General features: G+C 69.1%; 13 protein-coding genes. 9 read left to right on the forward strand and 4 right to left on the reverse strand.

The genetic code is table 11. The annotated features are described in order from the left end of the window. Window positions 1–78 precede the first annotated feature (78 nt). The 9 genes from ACQP2P_RS15630 to ACQP2P_RS15670 all read left to right on the forward strand — a co-directional run bounded on the left by ACQP2P_RS15630 (window position 79) and on the right by ACQP2P_RS15670 (window position 11,978). The gene (locus tag ACQP2P_RS15630) at window positions 79–3,924 is read left to right on the forward strand and encodes an amino acid adenylation domain-containing protein (protein WP_433616723.1); all 3,846 of its coding nucleotides are present in this window, start codon (window positions 79–81) and stop codon (window positions 3,922–3,924) included. 212 nt (window positions 3,925–4,136) lie between these two features. Continuing rightward, window positions 4,137–4,370, forward strand: a complete 234-nt coding sequence (locus ACQP2P_RS15635) for a hypothetical protein (RefSeq protein WP_433616725.1) — start codon at window positions 4,137–4,139, stop codon at window positions 4,368–4,370. An 88-nt stretch (window positions 4,371–4,458) separates the two neighbouring features. Then, window positions 4,459–5,799, forward strand: a complete 1,341-nt coding sequence (locus ACQP2P_RS15640) for an MmgE/PrpD family protein (RefSeq protein WP_433616727.1) — start codon at window positions 4,459–4,461, stop codon at window positions 5,797–5,799. Then, window positions 5,774–6,631, forward strand: a complete 858-nt coding sequence (locus ACQP2P_RS15645) for a TOMM precursor leader peptide-binding protein (protein ID WP_433616728.1) — start codon at window positions 5,774–5,776, stop codon at window positions 6,629–6,631. Before ACQP2P_RS15640 ends, ACQP2P_RS15645 begins: the two co-directional genes overlap by 26 nt. After that, window positions 6,628–7,926 carry a YcaO-like family protein gene (locus ACQP2P_RS15650; RefSeq protein ID WP_433616730.1) on the forward strand — a complete coding sequence of 433 codons (1,299 nt, stop codon included), beginning with the start codon at window positions 6,628–6,630 and terminating at the stop codon, window positions 7,924–7,926. Before ACQP2P_RS15645 ends, ACQP2P_RS15650 begins: the two co-directional genes overlap by 4 nt. 16 nt (window positions 7,927–7,942) lie before the next feature. Beyond that, a complete protein-coding gene (locus tag ACQP2P_RS15655) occupies window positions 7,943–8,686 on the forward strand; it encodes a SagB/ThcOx family dehydrogenase (RefSeq protein ID WP_433616732.1) in 744 nt (247 codons plus the stop codon). Beyond that, the gene (locus ACQP2P_RS15660; protein WP_433616733.1) at window positions 8,683–9,822 is read left to right on the forward strand and encodes an insulinase family protein; all 1,140 of its coding nucleotides are present in this window, start codon (window positions 8,683–8,685) and stop codon (window positions 9,820–9,822) included. Before ACQP2P_RS15655 ends, ACQP2P_RS15660 begins: the two co-directional genes overlap by 4 nt. Continuing rightward, window positions 9,815–10,780 carry a hypothetical protein gene (locus ACQP2P_RS15665; protein ID WP_433616734.1) on the forward strand — a complete coding sequence of 322 codons (966 nt, stop codon included), beginning with the start codon at window positions 9,815–9,817 and terminating at the stop codon, window positions 10,778–10,780. The genes ACQP2P_RS15660 and ACQP2P_RS15665 overlap by 8 nt, the downstream gene beginning before the upstream one ends. After that, window positions 10,773–11,978, forward strand: coding sequence for an MFS transporter (locus tag ACQP2P_RS15670; protein WP_433616735.1), 1,206 nt, complete (start codon window positions 10,773–10,775; stop codon window positions 11,976–11,978). Before ACQP2P_RS15665 ends, ACQP2P_RS15670 begins: the two co-directional genes overlap by 8 nt. 237 nt (window positions 11,979–12,215) lie before the next feature. On the opposite strand, the gene ACQP2P_RS15675 is transcribed toward ACQP2P_RS15670, so the two are convergent. The 4 genes from ACQP2P_RS15675 to ACQP2P_RS15690 form a co-directional block, all read right to left on the reverse strand. Then, window positions 12,216–13,052: an IS4 family transposase gene (locus ACQP2P_RS15675; protein WP_433616736.1), complete on the reverse strand. Its 837-nt coding sequence runs from the start codon at window positions 13,050–13,052 to the stop codon at window positions 12,216–12,218. After that, the gene (locus ACQP2P_RS15680; RefSeq protein WP_433616738.1) at window positions 13,052–13,255 is read right to left on the reverse strand and encodes a transposase domain-containing protein; all 204 of its coding nucleotides are present in this window, start codon (window positions 13,253–13,255) and stop codon (window positions 13,052–13,054) included. Before ACQP2P_RS15680 ends, ACQP2P_RS15675 begins: the two co-directional genes overlap by 1 nt. Continuing rightward, window positions 13,236–13,613 carry a hypothetical protein gene (locus ACQP2P_RS15685; RefSeq protein WP_433616740.1) on the reverse strand — a complete coding sequence of 126 codons (378 nt, stop codon included), beginning with the start codon at window positions 13,611–13,613 and terminating at the stop codon, window positions 13,236–13,238. The genes ACQP2P_RS15680 and ACQP2P_RS15685 overlap by 20 nt, the downstream gene beginning before the upstream one ends. Before the next feature lie 106 nt (window positions 13,614–13,719). Further along, the gene (locus ACQP2P_RS15690; RefSeq protein ID WP_433616742.1) at window positions 13,720–14,001 is read right to left on the reverse strand and encodes a hypothetical protein; all 282 of its coding nucleotides are present in this window, start codon (window positions 13,999–14,001) and stop codon (window positions 13,720–13,722) included. Window positions 14,002–14,125: the final 124 nt, after the last annotated feature.

The following is a 14,125-nucleotide window of genomic DNA, read 5'->3' on the forward strand; positions in this document are numbered from 1 at the left end:
CAGTCCGACATTTGTTCGCGGGGCCCAATCACGACACCCGAATTCGATGCCACACGTATAGGCATAGGGGCTTCGCTGATGACGCTGCCGATCGCTACCGGTACCTATTTGCATCATCTAATCGAGAGCCAGGGACGTGAAACGCCGTCCGCGACAGCGTTGATATCGGGCGACAGCCGGGTCACGTACGCGGAACTGCTTGGTCGTGCCGCGCGGATCGCCGGTATGCTCCGCAGCGCATCACTACAAGCTCAGAGTGTAGTCGGCGTACATCTCGAGCGATCCTCCGATCTGGTGGCCGCAGTCCTCGGTATCTGGCAGGCAGGGTGCGTCTATCTACCATTGGATCCGGCGCAGCCGCCGGCTCGGCTCGAGGCGATGATCCGGTCGGCCGACGCCCGGCATGTCCTCACCGACAGTCGGCTGGGCCGGCATTTCGCCCGCCCGGCGACGTTTCTCGACCGGGAGCTGGGACTCGGAGGACTGCCGGCGGACAGCTGGGATGAGCCGGCCGCCGACGACCTCGCCTACATCATGTTCACCTCAGGCTCGACCGGTGCGCCCAAGGGTGTGATGGTCGAGCATCGCGCACTGGCCCACCAGCTCGCTGAGGCCCGGCGCACCTACATTGATCTGGACGCGCGCGACGTGGCGCTGCAGATCAGCGCCATCGGGTTCGACCCTTCGTTGCGCGAGATCTTCCTCCCGCTCATGGCCGGCGCCCGGGTGGCCTTGCCGGAGCCTGGCCGGGCCCGCGATCCCCGGCATCTGCTCGACGTGATCGCCGCCACCGGTGTTACCCAGATCTTGGGCATCGTGCCGTCGTTCGCCGCCGAACTGCTCGAAGCCGCCCGGTCCGATGGCCGCCTCGACGAGTTACACCTCAAGGCCGCCTATGTCAGTGGGGAGAGCATCACGCCGTTACTGGCTCAGGGCGCCGACTTGCGGCACTTCGGGCGGCTCGTCAACCACTACGGACCCACCGAGTGCACGCTCGTCACCACCTGGCATCCGGTCGATCCGGACGCCGACAGGGGACGCAGCATAATCGGTACGCCTCTACCCGGTACCCGGGTGTATCTGCTGGACGACAATGGGGCCCCGGTCGCTCCCGGTGAGGTCGGCGAGATCGTGATCGGCGGAGCGGGCCTGGCCCGCGGCTATCTCGACCCGGTTCAGACGAACGCGCGATTCGTGCCCGATCCATTCGCCGGGGCAGCGCGCACGGCGGGGGAGTGTGGGCAGGCCGGGCCCCGGATGTACCGCACCGGGGACCGTGGCCGCTGGCTGCCCGGTGGCGAGCTCGAATATCTGGGCCGCGCCGACCGGCAGCTCAAGATCCGAGGCAACCGCGTAGAACCGGGCGAGGTCGAGGCCGCGATCCACGCTGCCGCGCCTGTCCGCGAGGTCGCCGTCGTCGGCGCCGCGGGCGGCGTCGGCACCCGGCTGGTGGCGTACTACTCTGCCGCTGATGCCGCTACCGCGGCGGACGCCGCAGGGCTGCGCTCGGCATTGCGTGAGCGGCTGCCGGGCTACCTCATACCCGACGTGATCGTGGCGATCGACCGGCTGCCACGCACAGCGCAAGGCAAGATCGACTACCTTGGGCTGGCCGCCCTCCCGGTGGAGACACAGCTCGTCGGCAGGGGTGGCCCGCCGATCGGCGACCGTGAGCGTGTGGTCTGCGATGCCTGGAAGACGGTCCTCGGTGTGCCGGAGGTTGGCCGTCTCGATGACTTCTTCGAGCTGGGCGGCAACTCGCTGTTGGCGATGCGCGCCATAAACCAGATCCGCAAGAACAGCGGCTGGGAGGCGGACATCCGCGAAATCTTCGACCACCCGGTGGCCGCTGACTATGCGCCCAACCTGCGGCGGCGCTCATCGATCCAGCCGGAGCGGGCGGCCGGCCGCGGCGCACTGCGAGAGGTGCCGCTGGCCCTGCGAGACATTCAGCGTTGGTCGGCACGCGATCCGCTGGCTTTCCTGGTGCCGCTGGCCTGCCGGTTCCATGGCGACCTCGACCCGGCGCGGCTGCACGCAGCGTTGACCACGCTGGCCGCACGGCACGACGTGCTGCGGATGCGCCTGGTCGATACGCCCGACGGCGTGCGTGCCCGCATCTTGCCGGACGCGTCGGTGCCGTTCGGCGTCGTGGATCTCACCGGCGCGTCCCGTGACGAGGTCGAGAAGGTCCTGGGCAAGGCTCAGCGGTGCCCGATCGACGTGACCGCCGACAGCCCGATCCGGGCACTCCTCGTGCGCGAGGCCGCCGACCGGCACCTGCTGGTGCTCAACGTGCACCACGCGGCCGTCGATGGCTGGTCCTACGGTCTGCTGTGCGATGAGATCGGCCGTATCTACCGCGGCGGCGACGTCACCGAGGACCCGGTGAAGTTCGACTTCTTCGATTACGCGGCCTGGCAGGCGCGGCGCCTCGAAGCGGGTGATCTTGACGAGGAGAGGGCCTACTGGCGAGACACGCTGCGCGACTCGGTGCCACTGGCGCTGCCGCCGGACCGCACGCCGGAGGACGCGGGGCCGGGCGGAGCGCTGGTCGAGTTGGAGATCGACGCCACGCTGACCGACGCCGTGGCACGTGCTGGTCAGCGGTCGGGCGCAACCCTGTTCATGGTGCTCGCCGCGACGCTCTATCGCCTGCTGGCCCAGCGCGCGGATCAACCTTGCGGGGCGATCGGAACGGTGGCCGCCGGCCGTACCCACCCCGCGTTCGAGAATGTGATCGGCCTGCTGGCGAACACCGTGGTCCTCAATGTTGACGATGCCGCCACAGCGGATTTCCCGGAGCTGCTCCGCCGGGTGCGGCGGAGCACCCTCGCAGCGTTGTCCCACCAGGACGTGCCGCACGGGATCGTCGCCGACGAGCTGGCTCCGCTGCGTGGCACCAACCGGCTGTACCGTACGTCGCTGGTGCTGCAGAACGACCCGGTAGACGCGATCAGACTGCCCGGGGCCGTCACCGAGCCGGTTCACTTCGACCCGGGAGTGGCCAAATTTGACCTGTCCATCTGGCTTGCCCGCGGTGACCGGGGTCTGCGGGGCTACTTGGAGTACCGCACCGACCTCTACCATCGCGCGACCATCGAGCAACTCCGCGACGATCTCGTGGCCGGATTGGACCGGGCGGTCGCCGACCTGGCCGGTGCGGCCGGAGGCGGAAGCGGTGCGTGGAGCAACGACGAGGAGCGCTACCGGCCCGTGTACGCCCGCGGCGGGTCCGGCACGACGTTGCAAAGCATCTGGCGGGAGGTCTACGGCGACGACTACTCCGCGGACATCGATCCGATGAGCTTCGTGACCCTGTCCGACCTGCGGAGGTTCGCCGGCCTGCTGGGATCGGCTGCCCCGGCCCACCTACTTGATCTCGGCTCCGGCCGCGGCGGGCCAGGTCTGTGGGTGGCACGGGAGCTCGGCACGGCCCTCACCGGTGTGGACATCTCCGAGGAGGCGGTGCGCAACGCCCGGGAACGCGCCCGGCTGTTCGGCGTTGGTGACGCGACCTATGTGGCAACCTCGATGACGGCGACCGGACTGCCCGCGCGCTCCTGCGACGCGGCAATGTCGGTCGACGCGTTGTGGATGGTGCTCGACAAACCGGCGGCATTCCGCGAGATCGCCCGGGTCCTCAAGGTCGCGGCACCATTCGTTTTCACATCGTGGCAACCGGATTACCTGGATTATCGAGAATTACTGTCCGAAGCTGGATTTCAAACGCTTTCAATTACTGAGACGCCCGACTGGAAGGGTCGTCAGCTAGCCGTTTACGAGAAAATTCTCGCCCACGCGGAAGAATTGCGCGCCGAGCTCGGAGCGGCCGCTGCCGATGTCCTCCTCGCTGAAGCGGCGGCGGTACCTGCCGAGCTAGAGCGCCAGGTGAGAGTGCTAGTACACGCGCAGTTGAGCTGACCCGGCGATTTCATCCGCCGTGTGCCACAGCACGTGTGGCGCACAATTCCGTGTACCCCAAAAATCGGTCGTCAGAATAGCTCTACTAATCTCGTAGCACCTCTTGACTATTGGTGTTTAGATTGATTAATGTAGATATGTCGTCAGTTGTTTCGCGGGGGCAACAATGACGGCGGATCAGTCAGGGCCCCCGACTGCGAAAGGAGTGCAACATGGCCATCAAGCTCACGCCGTTTGGCGTCGGAGCGCCTCGAACGTCCTCGGACAACGGCCACGCGATGGTCAACCCGTCCTCGGACAACGGCCACGCGATGGTCAACCCGTCCTCGGACAACGGCCACGCGATGGTCAACCCGTCCTCGGACAACGGCCACGCGATGGTCAACCCGTCCTCGGACAACGGCCACGCGATGGTCAACCCGTCCTCGGACAACGGCCGCATCTAATGCATGTCTGTCCCGTGGAGCGGACCGCCGCTCCACGGGACAGGTCCGGGACCTAAATGCCGAACCTCCGAACCGACCAGGACCCGCCATGACGAGCATTAAGCCCGAGGACCTGCCGGCCGCCGTCTGTGACGGTGCCGAGAAGCTCCCGCAGTCGGACAAGGCCACCGAGGACGCCGCGATGGTGCTAGCCGACGTGTTGGGCTGTGCAATCGTCGCGGCGCGCCGCCAGCAGCAGCCGCAGCCTCCGGCCGGCTCGCACCCGGTCTGGGGACTCCCTGCCCGGTCGGCCCCCGGCGACGCGCTGATGCTCAACGTGCTGCACGCGCACCTCGACGACTGGGATCCGGTGCATTATGTGTCGGCCGGTCACCCCGCGGCCGTGCTGTGGCCGCTCGCAACCTGCTTGATGGAGACGCACGGTGGTGATCCGGCCGACGCATTGCAGATCTATCTCGTGGCGCATGAGGTCATGTGCGTGCTCGGTGCGCGATTCGGGGATTCCCTCGCGCCGACCGGACGGCACGCGACCACCTTGTTCGGCGGGCTGGCCGCAGCCGCGGCGACCGCATGGTGGATCTCCCGTACTCCGGAGGCGATCGACCGAGCGATGTCGCTGGCCGGCACCTCGCTCGCCGGCACGCTGCACGGCTTCGGCAGCGATCTCAAGCCGTTCCAGGTGGCCAACGCGGCCCGGGTCGGCTGGCAGGCTGGGCAATTCGCGCCATCCCTGTCCGCCGAACCCGCGAGCTGGCTGACCGCGCTGCGCGAACTGACCGCGTACCGGGAGAATCCCACCTGGCTCGGTGACCATCCGCAGGTGTTCGGCGCCGCGCCCGCCGCTGAGCTGCTGCCGAGCCACATCAAGCACTATCCGGCCTGCGCCTACTTCGACCAGACCCTGTCGCAGATCGAACGGCTCCGCGCCACCGCCACCCGTGGAACGCGTCCTGTCCGGATCGCTGTGCCCGCCTACATCCGGCACGCCAGCCGCTTCCCGCTGCCGGACACCGTGCCACAGGCTCGGTTCAGCCTTCCCTACCTGGTCGCGTACGCCTGGCTGGAGGGTCTGTCGCCGGCGGCGTTCACCCAGACGGAGATCAACCGGCCGGACGTCCGCGCCCTCGCCCGCGCCCTCGCTGTCGGCACCGTCGACGGGGAACTGAGCACCTTTGCTGACACATTGTCTGGGGCCTTGACGGTGCTCGGCCGCGACGGCCGGGAGACCGACCACGAGCTGGTCTTCGGCGGGGTGCGGCCCGATCCCTCATGGTCGGCGATCACCGGGAAGTTCGCACCATTCGTTCCTGACGCGTCGCAGATCGTCGACTTCTGCCGGGCACTGCCGAGCCGTAGCGGTCACGACTGGGACGTGCTCCAACGCAACCTGGCCAGGAGGAGCCGTGTACAAGTGGAACGAAAGTCTTAGATTCCTCGACGAAGACGGGACGGTCAGCATCCTGCTCGCCGACCGGCAGACCGGCTTTGTCGTGCACGGCATCGCCGCGGAGGCGCTCGCCGGGCTGCGGGAGCGCATACCGCCCGGCGACGGCAACCGGTGCTCTACCGACGAGCTGACGGCGGCGGTATCGGCGGAGTTGCCCGAGACGGAGGACGCCGCCGCGTTCGTCGAACAGCTGACCGACGCGGGGGTGTTCGTCACCGAGGACGCGACGGTGGCCGACGCGGCCGTTCCCGTAAAGCTCACCACGCTCAACGACGACCCGGGCGGCATCGCGGACGGGCTTGCCCGCGGCACCCTCGGCAAATGGCTGACGTCCGAGGAGGACCCCGTCTCGTCGGGTCGGCAGCTGACCGTCGTGCTGGACTTCCGCGGCGACGACGCCGGGCTCCTCGATATCAACCACCGCATGGCCGTCGCGGGGCGGCCCTGGCTGCCGGTCCGGCTGCTCGACCATCAGGTCGTCCTGGGTCCCTTGTCGCTGGCCGGCATGACGTCCTGTTTCCGCTGCGCTACCGACCGCCGCTACAGCAACACCGGCATACCAGCGGCGTTCCGTGAGCCGGTCGGGGTAACTGGCCCGGCGCCCGTCGGACGCGAATATCACGAATCGTTCGCGGTCGCGGCCGTCGCCGCCGAGGTGAAGGCTTACGGGTCGAGCCCGATGGCCCCGCGGACGCTTGGTCACGTCCTGTCGTTCGAGACCCGTGCCCTCACCATCGCTCGGTCGGCGGTGTTGCAGTCACCGGCCTGCGACGACTGCCGGCTCGCCGTGCGGCGGTTGGGGCGGCGGCCATGAACCCCCTATCGAGCGTCATTGACGCGACTCACGGCCGGGGCGAGCCGGACGCACGTCGGCTACTGCACCGCTTCCTGCCGCTGGTCGACCAAACGTACGGCATCGTGACGGTCTTCGCCGAGGAGCAGGACTACTTCCACGACGAGCCCAAGTGGCCGATGTGGCGTGCCGAGATTGGGCCGACCAGGCTGCTGAGCCCTGGCGGGTACGTCCGAACCGTGGCCAACGGCGGCCGGGGCTTCGATCTCGCGGCAGCGCGCGTCGGTGCGATGTTCGAGGCCTTCGAGCGCTACAACCTGGCCTTGCCGGACGCGTCACGGCATGTCCGCGCCAGTGAGACCGAGCTGATCAGCCGGGGCGAGTCGTGCCTGTCCGTGGCCGAGTTCCTGTCCTACGACACGGCCGCCCGCGACGACCGGCGTACAACTGCCGAACGTGACCGCATCCGTGACTGGGTCGAGGGTCGGCGCAGCGACGGGGAGCCTCTGCTCGTACCGGCGCAGTTCGTATTCGTGCCGTTCCGCGAGACGCCGGAGGAGCCGTTGCTGCGCGATCCGCTCACCACCGGTGCGGCGGCTGGCCTGCACCGAGGCGCGGCCATCGTGCGCGGGATGCTGGAGGCCGTCGAGCGGGACGGCGTCATGCGCCTGCACTACGGGGCGCTGCCGGCCGAGGCGATCGACCCGGCGCCGCTGGTTCTGGACCGTGAGTTGGCAGCTCTGCGGCGGCACCAGCTCGGGGTCCAAGCCGTCCGGATCGGCTCGCCGTTCGCCGCCCACGTCGTCGCGGTCCTGGTCACCGACCGCACCGGCGGTCGCCCGCGGTTCACGACCGGCAGCTGCGCCCGGCTGACTCTGCGCGAGGCGGTGCTCGGCGCGTTGATGGAGGCGGTCGTCTATCGCCGCGCGCTGCGCGCACGGCTGCCTGGCCCCGCCGATTGCTACACTGCCGGCATCGCCGCCGACGGCATCCGCTGCCTGGAGGATCGCGCCTTCTACTGGCAACAGGACGAGACGACCGGCCACATCGATTATCTGCCGTGGACCCCGGCGGGCGCTGCCGACGGTTCCGTGGAGTACGACCCGGTGGATCTGCTGCGCTCAATCGAGGCGGCAGGTCCCGTGGCGTACGTCGACCTGGGTTCGCCCGAGCTCACCGCGGCGGGCGTGCGCACCGTGAAGGTGGTCGCGCCCAGGCTGCAACCCATGTACCTCAACGAAGAGCTGGAGTGTGTCGCCGCTGGCACGGCCGACAGCGGCTGGGCCCGTCCGGCACACCCTCATCCGTTTCTGTAGAACAGGAGGCCGTCAGATGCGCGCCGCGTACGACGAGTTCCACGCCGTCAGCTCGATGCCGGGCCTCAACCTCCGCCCGGAGAACTGGTCGTCACCGGCGGACTGGCCGGCTGAATGGACCCAGGTATTCTACAAGCGCTATCCCCGCGCCGAGCGGGTCGAACTGTCGGAACGCACCGCGCTGCCCCCGATGGATCTGGCCGATGCGCTCGCCGCGCGCCGCAGCGCCCGGGATCCGGGCACGACCGCGGTGACTGCCGCGAACACCGTCGCCGTACTCGCGGCCTCGGTTGGCGTCCGCCATGACCTGGCGCCTTCCGACGTGGGGGCCCGGCGCGCCTATCCGTCCGGCGGTGCCCGATTCCCGGTGGAGATATATCTCCGCTTCCATCACGTCGCCGACATCGCCGACGGCCTCTACCACTACAACATCGTCGAGGACGACCTGCGGGTGCTCTCCCGGTCGGCGGAAGACGAGCCGGTCTTCCAGCACATCTTCGGCTTTGACTGGATCACCGGCGCTCGCGCGACCGTCCTGATGACGGCGGCGTTCAACCGCAGCGCGATGAAGTACGGCGAACGCGCCTACCGCTTCGCGCTGCTCGAAGCCGGCCACCTCGCGCAGAACATCCTGCTCACTAGCGCCGCGCTCGGATTGGCGGCCACCCCGGTCGGTGGCTTCAGCGATTATGTCGGCGACGTCTACCTCGAACTGGAGTACACCGACGAACATCTCCTCTACGCGGTCGTGTTGCCGTGACGTCCTGGCAGGCCCACCGGCTACCCTCCGGTGCCACGATCACGCTCACCAACGTCCCCGGCGCGGCGGCCTCGGTGGCGGTGTCCTGGAGCCTTGGTTACCGCGACGAGACGTGGCCCGACCAGGGTGGGCTGGCTCACCTGCGCGAGCACCTCACCTTCCGGGCGTCCGCACGCTCGGCGGACCTCGAGGACGAGGTGCTGGCAGAGGGCGGGACGGTCAACGGGTACACCCGTCGGGACCTGACAGTCGTCCATGCCGACGGCTACGGACTCGACCTGCCACCGCTTCTCGGCCTGGCCGCCGAGTGGCTGCGTGGCAACCACACCGACGCGTGGGTGTCGATCCAGCGCGACGTGGTGCGGGAGGAAATCCGGGAGAAGACCGGTGACCGGCCGGAGAGCTTCTACCCGTGGGCACACGTCGGCCGGTGCCTCTGGGAGGGCTACGCCCTCGGGCACGACGGATGGGCGACAGCGCCGGAGGGGCCCGCCTTGGCGCGCCGAGTGCGGCAATTCCGCAAGATGTATACGGCCGACCGACTCACGGTTGCGGTGGCCTGGGACCACCGCGGCGGCCCGTCCCCCGATGCTGTACTCGCCACGCTCGCTGACGCTGTCGCGGCGGTGCCCGTGTCGCGATCACCCACTCTGCGGCCCGCCGAAGCGGTACGTCGCCGCCCGTGTTCGCCCTCGCTCGCGCTGCTGACCGACACGGAGCACGGTCACCGCGGCCCCCCTGCCTTCGCCGGTGTGCTGCCTTCGGCGCTGCCGTTGACGACTGTCCTTGCGGTCGAAGCGTTCCTGCGGGCCGAGGCCGCCACCGGTGCGATCGCCTACGGTCACGTGGGCGAATACGGCAATCCGCTGGAGATCGCCGATCCGATCACGGTCGTCATCGGTCCGGGCACTCGCTCCCTCGCCGCCAGGGGCGCGGTTCGGCTTGAGCTGGACCGGCTCCTGCATGGGCTCACCGCGGTGCGGAACGGCCCTGCCGCGGCGCGTACCGGTGCTGTTCGAGCCGCAGTGACGGCCTCACGCGACCCGCGAGTCGACACTCGTGCCGACTGGTCCGCGGAGCTCGCGACCGCCCGTGAACTGATGTCCACCATGGCACTGGTGCCCGTCCATGCCTGATCTCGTCTTGGGCCTCGACAGCGCCGTGCACACCGGCGGGCTGAGCGTCGTTACCGCCGGCGTCGACCGTACGACGAGCATCCGGCTCGTCGTGCCGGGAACGCCGGCCGCACCCGGCGCGGCGTGGTCCTGGACGGCGGCGGACGACGCACCGTCGCTGAAGGTGCGAGCTGATGTGAGCGGCCTTCGCCTCGCGCTCGACGGCCTGCCCGGTCGTCCGCCGTCCAGCGGTGGCACGGGGCGGTGCTGCCTGCTCGGCGAGGTCGCCCAATGGCTGGACCTCGGGCTGCGAAGCTCGACCGCACGGATCTGCTGCGCGCTGACCGGAGGACTCCGGCCCAGCGACGCGGTCGGCGTGGTCGCGGCGGGCGGACCGCTCGCTAGCTGGCGAGACGCTGTCGGCGACCTACTGTTCGCCGCGTCGTGTTCAGCTGAGATGGCGCCGCCGAACAGCCCACCGCAGCTCGCCGACGCCGTCAGCAGCCCGGCTGGGGCCGATCCGATCCCGTACGTACTGTTCCATCATTGGCTGGGTGAGTCGCATCTCAGCGCACTGGCACGCCGTCTTCGCCATAAGCTTGGGATGTGCTATGCCCCATCCAGCCGACTCGTGCCGCATGGACCGGCGACCCGCATCGAGGTCGTGATCCCCGGAGCGCAACACACCCGGGCCCAGCGGCTCGACGCGCTGGACTCGGTGCTCGCCGAGGGGCCGGCCGACGACGATCACTGGCATCTCTGCCGCCGCCGCTGCCTCGCCCTCATCCCGCAGCGGCTTGCCGGGACCAGCCGCGACCGCGCCACGGCCCTGCTCGACTGGCGCCTGCTGACCGGCAACCGCGACACCCCGCTCGCGGAACTCGTCGGCCACATACGGGAAGTTCTGAGATATGCTCTCCCGGACGGAGACCGGATCACGTTGTGGAAGTCCATCGCCTGGATCAGCGGTCATGACTGATTTCGTACGGCTGCCCACCGCCCGTCTCTTCACCATCGTGCTGGCGTCGTCGGTCGCGTTCTTCGTCGTGCTCCCACTGCTGCCGCTCTATCTGGCCGACCACGCCGGCGACCGGCAGGCCACCGTGTGGACGGGACCGGTCATCGCCGCGTCCTTCGCCGCTGGTGCGATCTTCGCGCCGGTCTGGGGATCGCTGAGCGACCGTTACGGTGCGCGTCGGATGATGATCCGCGCAGCCGCCGCGACCACCTTCACCCAGCTCCTGCTCATCGTGGCCCACGCACCGATCGAGATCCTCGCGGTACGCATTGTGCACGGCTGCGTCGCGGGGCTAGTGCCGGCCGCCATGACGTACGGCGTACGCACCCTCGGAGCCGCAGGCAAGTCGTTGGCCTCCCTCTCGGTGGCCCGCTCGACCGGCGCGCTGCTGGGCCCCGGGCTCGGCGGCGTGCTCGCCGCTACCCTCGACTTCCGCGCGGCTTTCGCGGCCGCTGCCCTGCTTACCCTCCTCGCGACGGGATTGGCCGCGACGCTCACCGCGGACACCCCCGACCGCGCCGCGCGACGGCGCACCGGCCTGCTGACCCAGTTCCGGGGGGTCGTCCACGAGCGGCATCGTTATCAGGGCTTCGGCCTCGTGGCGGCGCTCGCGGTCTTCGCTGGAGCGATCCAGGTCGTCGTTCCCGTGACCCTGCAGCACGACCCGGACCTGACCACCGACTCGCGAGCGATGTGGGTGGGCATCATCTTCACCGTCAGCGGCGGCACGGCAGTCGCGGCGGGCACCTTCTGGGGCATGGCCGCCGACCGGTACGGCTGGCGCAGCATCCTGCCTCTGGTGACGGTCGGCTCGGCACTGGCGATCGGCACCGCGGTGTTCGTGTCGTCGTCACCGCCGTTGCTGCTCGCCAGCCTGGCGACCCACGCGCTGATCTCCTGCGAGGCGGGCACACTCGTCGTGCTGTTCTTGCTGGAGGGCGCGCCGGAGGACGGCCACGGCATGCTGCTCGGCCTCAACCACACCGTCACCCAACTGGGATTGGCGGTCGGCCCGCTGCTGGCCGGGGCGGTCATCGCGGCTACCTCGACACGCTGGGTCTACGCCGGCATCGCGTTGGGCTTCCTCGCGCTGACCCCCGCCCCGCTCTGGCGCGCGCCATCTGGGGATGTCAAATTAACGACCGATCTGGATTGTTGAATTGGTCAGTTGTGGGTCGGGTCTTGACCCCAATACCGTTAAGTTAGTCCGTTGGGGCAGGCCAGGAGTGGTGTGGCTGGTCCGGGGTGGCGGGTTATCCGGTCGTCGGGGCGTTTGACGCGGTAAGAGTTGTGTCGGGCGCGTTTGATGACGCGGGGGCAGGTGCGGTCGCGGCGGGGCGGGTTGGGCCGTTGGCGGATCTCGGCGACCGCCTCGGTGTGGGCGGTGTTGAGGTGCTCAGGGGGTAATGGCCGCCTGGTCGGTGACCTGGCGGCGCACGATGCGCAGCCCTTTGATGAAGGACATGCGGTCAGGGTCGTAGCCGGCGGGGTCGGCGGCCTGCAGTAGCAGGGCGCGGATGGCGTAGTGGGCCAGCAGCAGCCCCCACATCTGTTGTTCGACCAGGTCGGGGGTTTTCGAGCGCAGCACCTCGCCGCGGCCGCGCAGGTCCGTTTTGATCTCGTCCAGCGCGGATTCTTCCTCCCAGCGCTGGTGATACGCCTCGGCCAGCGCAAGGGCCGGCAGGTCGTGGGGGTTGGTCACCGTGGTGACCACGACGATCAGTTCGCCGTCGGGGTTGCGGTCGGGGACGGTGTACTCGACCACCCGCACCAGCCGGACCAGCTCGGCGGAAACGTCATGGCCGGCCTTGGCCTGTTCGACCAACCGCGCCCGGCGCCCGGCGCTGAGGCCGGGGGCGTAGATCAACGCCTGGTAGGAGCCGTCGGGCAGCCACCGGACATGCCCGATCGACACCGAAGCGCCGACCCGCCAGGCCAGCTCAGCGCGGGTCGCGGCGAACCGGTCGAACAGCTCGCAGGAGAACAGGCCGGCGTCGGCCAGCACCAGCATGCCCGGGCCGACCCCGGCCGTCAGGCCGGCGACCAGGGTGCGTTCCCCGGTACGGCACGAGCCCAGGACCGCGGCGGTGATCGCGTGGCTGCCGCACTCGGCCAACGCCGCGACGTGCAGCTTCGGATAGGCCGACGCCTTGGGCCCGGACCCCATCCGCCCAAACCGCGCCGTGTTGGCCTCGGTATCGGCCACGTCGAAGCTGGTCGCGTCGATGGCCATCAGCCGCCAACCGGCCAGCCAGGCACCCTTCGTGCCGGCCGAGGCCAGGGGCACCGCCGGGGCACCGCCGCCCGTTCGAACAACGCCTTCATCGGCTCGGCACCCAGCCGCTGGCGGGCCTGGGTGATCGCCAAGGCGGTCGGTACCTGCCAGTCATCGACCCACGAGCCGAGCTTGTGCAGGTTACCGACCAACCGGCGCATCACCTCGTCGTAGGACTCGTTGAAGAACAGCCGGTGGCGGCCTGACGGCGCAGGTGCGGCTCATGGTCGCGAGCTTGTCATCGTCCTTACCGAACTTGATCCAAAGGATGTCATTGGCCGCAGCGTAGGAGACGACCGCTCGGCGGAGCCGCTGCCCGATCTGGTTGAACAACGCCGGCGACGGGAACGGGTAGCCAAGGTGAGCGGGCAGGAAGGCCACCACCTGTGCGCTGGTCTGCAGCTTCATGACGTAGGCGTTGAGATAGATGTGATCCAGACACTGGATATCGAGTGCAACATGTCCGTCGAGCACGTCGTTGACCGTCACCGCATGCGCGCCCATGACCGTCTCCAGCATCCACGGTTATGAACATGAGGATGCGACAACCGCGACGGGAAAGACCAGGCCAGTCGCCTAAATTAACGCACCGCGCGGCGCCGCGTCCGCCCTCAGGCATGTGACGTCAATCGACGGCTGTGGGAGGTCTCTGCCGGGTCGTCTCGGCGCGCGTACCGGTCCCGGCGGACGTCGCCGGCTCTCCCTCGTGACACCGCTCGCGATCCTCATCGGTGAGCCGGCGCCGGCCGAACCGACGCACCAGCGGTTGTTCGACCGTGCGATGCAGGACCCAGGCCAGTCCGAGCGCGACACCGAAGACCGCCGCGACGATCGCCGCCGACACGAACGGCCCGAACTCGCGTCCGGCGCCTACCACCTGCGCGGCGGCGACGACCACCAAGGTCACCACGAACGACCTCGCGGCCGCGAAAACCCGGGTCAAGGATCTCGAGGTCGCCTGGGACGACGCCGAGGCCGGCCTCAAACCCCGCGACGCCGCCAAACGGCATCAGCTCACCAGATCGACGCTC

The sequence above is a fragment of the Dactylosporangium sp. CA-139114 genome, assembly GCF_050955725.1.
GTDB lineage: Bacteria > Actinomycetota > Actinomycetes > Mycobacteriales > Micromonosporaceae > Dactylosporangium.

Bases quoted from the DNA above. Each gene is read 5' to 3' on its own strand.
- ACQP2P_RS15665 (WP_433616734.1), top strand. From the start codon at position 9,815: ATGCCTGATCTCGTCTTGGGCCTCGACAGCGCCGTGCACACCGGCGGG.
- ACQP2P_RS15685 (WP_433616740.1), bottom strand. From the start codon at position 13,613: ATGCTGGAGACGGTCATGGGCGCGCATGCGGTGACGGTCAACGACGTG.
- ACQP2P_RS15630 (WP_433616723.1), top strand. From the start codon at position 79: ATGACGCTGCCGATCGCTACCGGTACCTATTTGCATCATCTAATCGAG.
- ACQP2P_RS15670 (WP_433616735.1), top strand. From the start codon at position 10,773: ATGACTGATTTCGTACGGCTGCCCACCGCCCGTCTCTTCACCATCGTG.
- ACQP2P_RS15650 (WP_433616730.1), top strand. From the start codon at position 6,628: ATGAACCCCCTATCGAGCGTCATTGACGCGACTCACGGCCGGGGCGAG.
- ACQP2P_RS15655 (WP_433616732.1), top strand. From the start codon at position 7,943: ATGCGCGCCGCGTACGACGAGTTCCACGCCGTCAGCTCGATGCCGGGC.
- ACQP2P_RS15675 (WP_433616736.1), bottom strand. From the start codon at position 13,052: ATGGCCATCGACGCGACCAGCTTCGACGTGGCCGATACCGAGGCCAAC.
- ACQP2P_RS15680 (WP_433616738.1), bottom strand. From the start codon at position 13,255: ATGCGCCGGTTGGTCGGTAACCTGCACAAGCTCGGCTCGTGGGTCGAT.
- ACQP2P_RS15635 (WP_433616725.1), top strand. From the start codon at position 4,137: ATGGCCATCAAGCTCACGCCGTTTGGCGTCGGAGCGCCTCGAACGTCC.
- ACQP2P_RS15640 (WP_433616727.1), top strand. From the start codon at position 4,459: ATGACGAGCATTAAGCCCGAGGACCTGCCGGCCGCCGTCTGTGACGGT.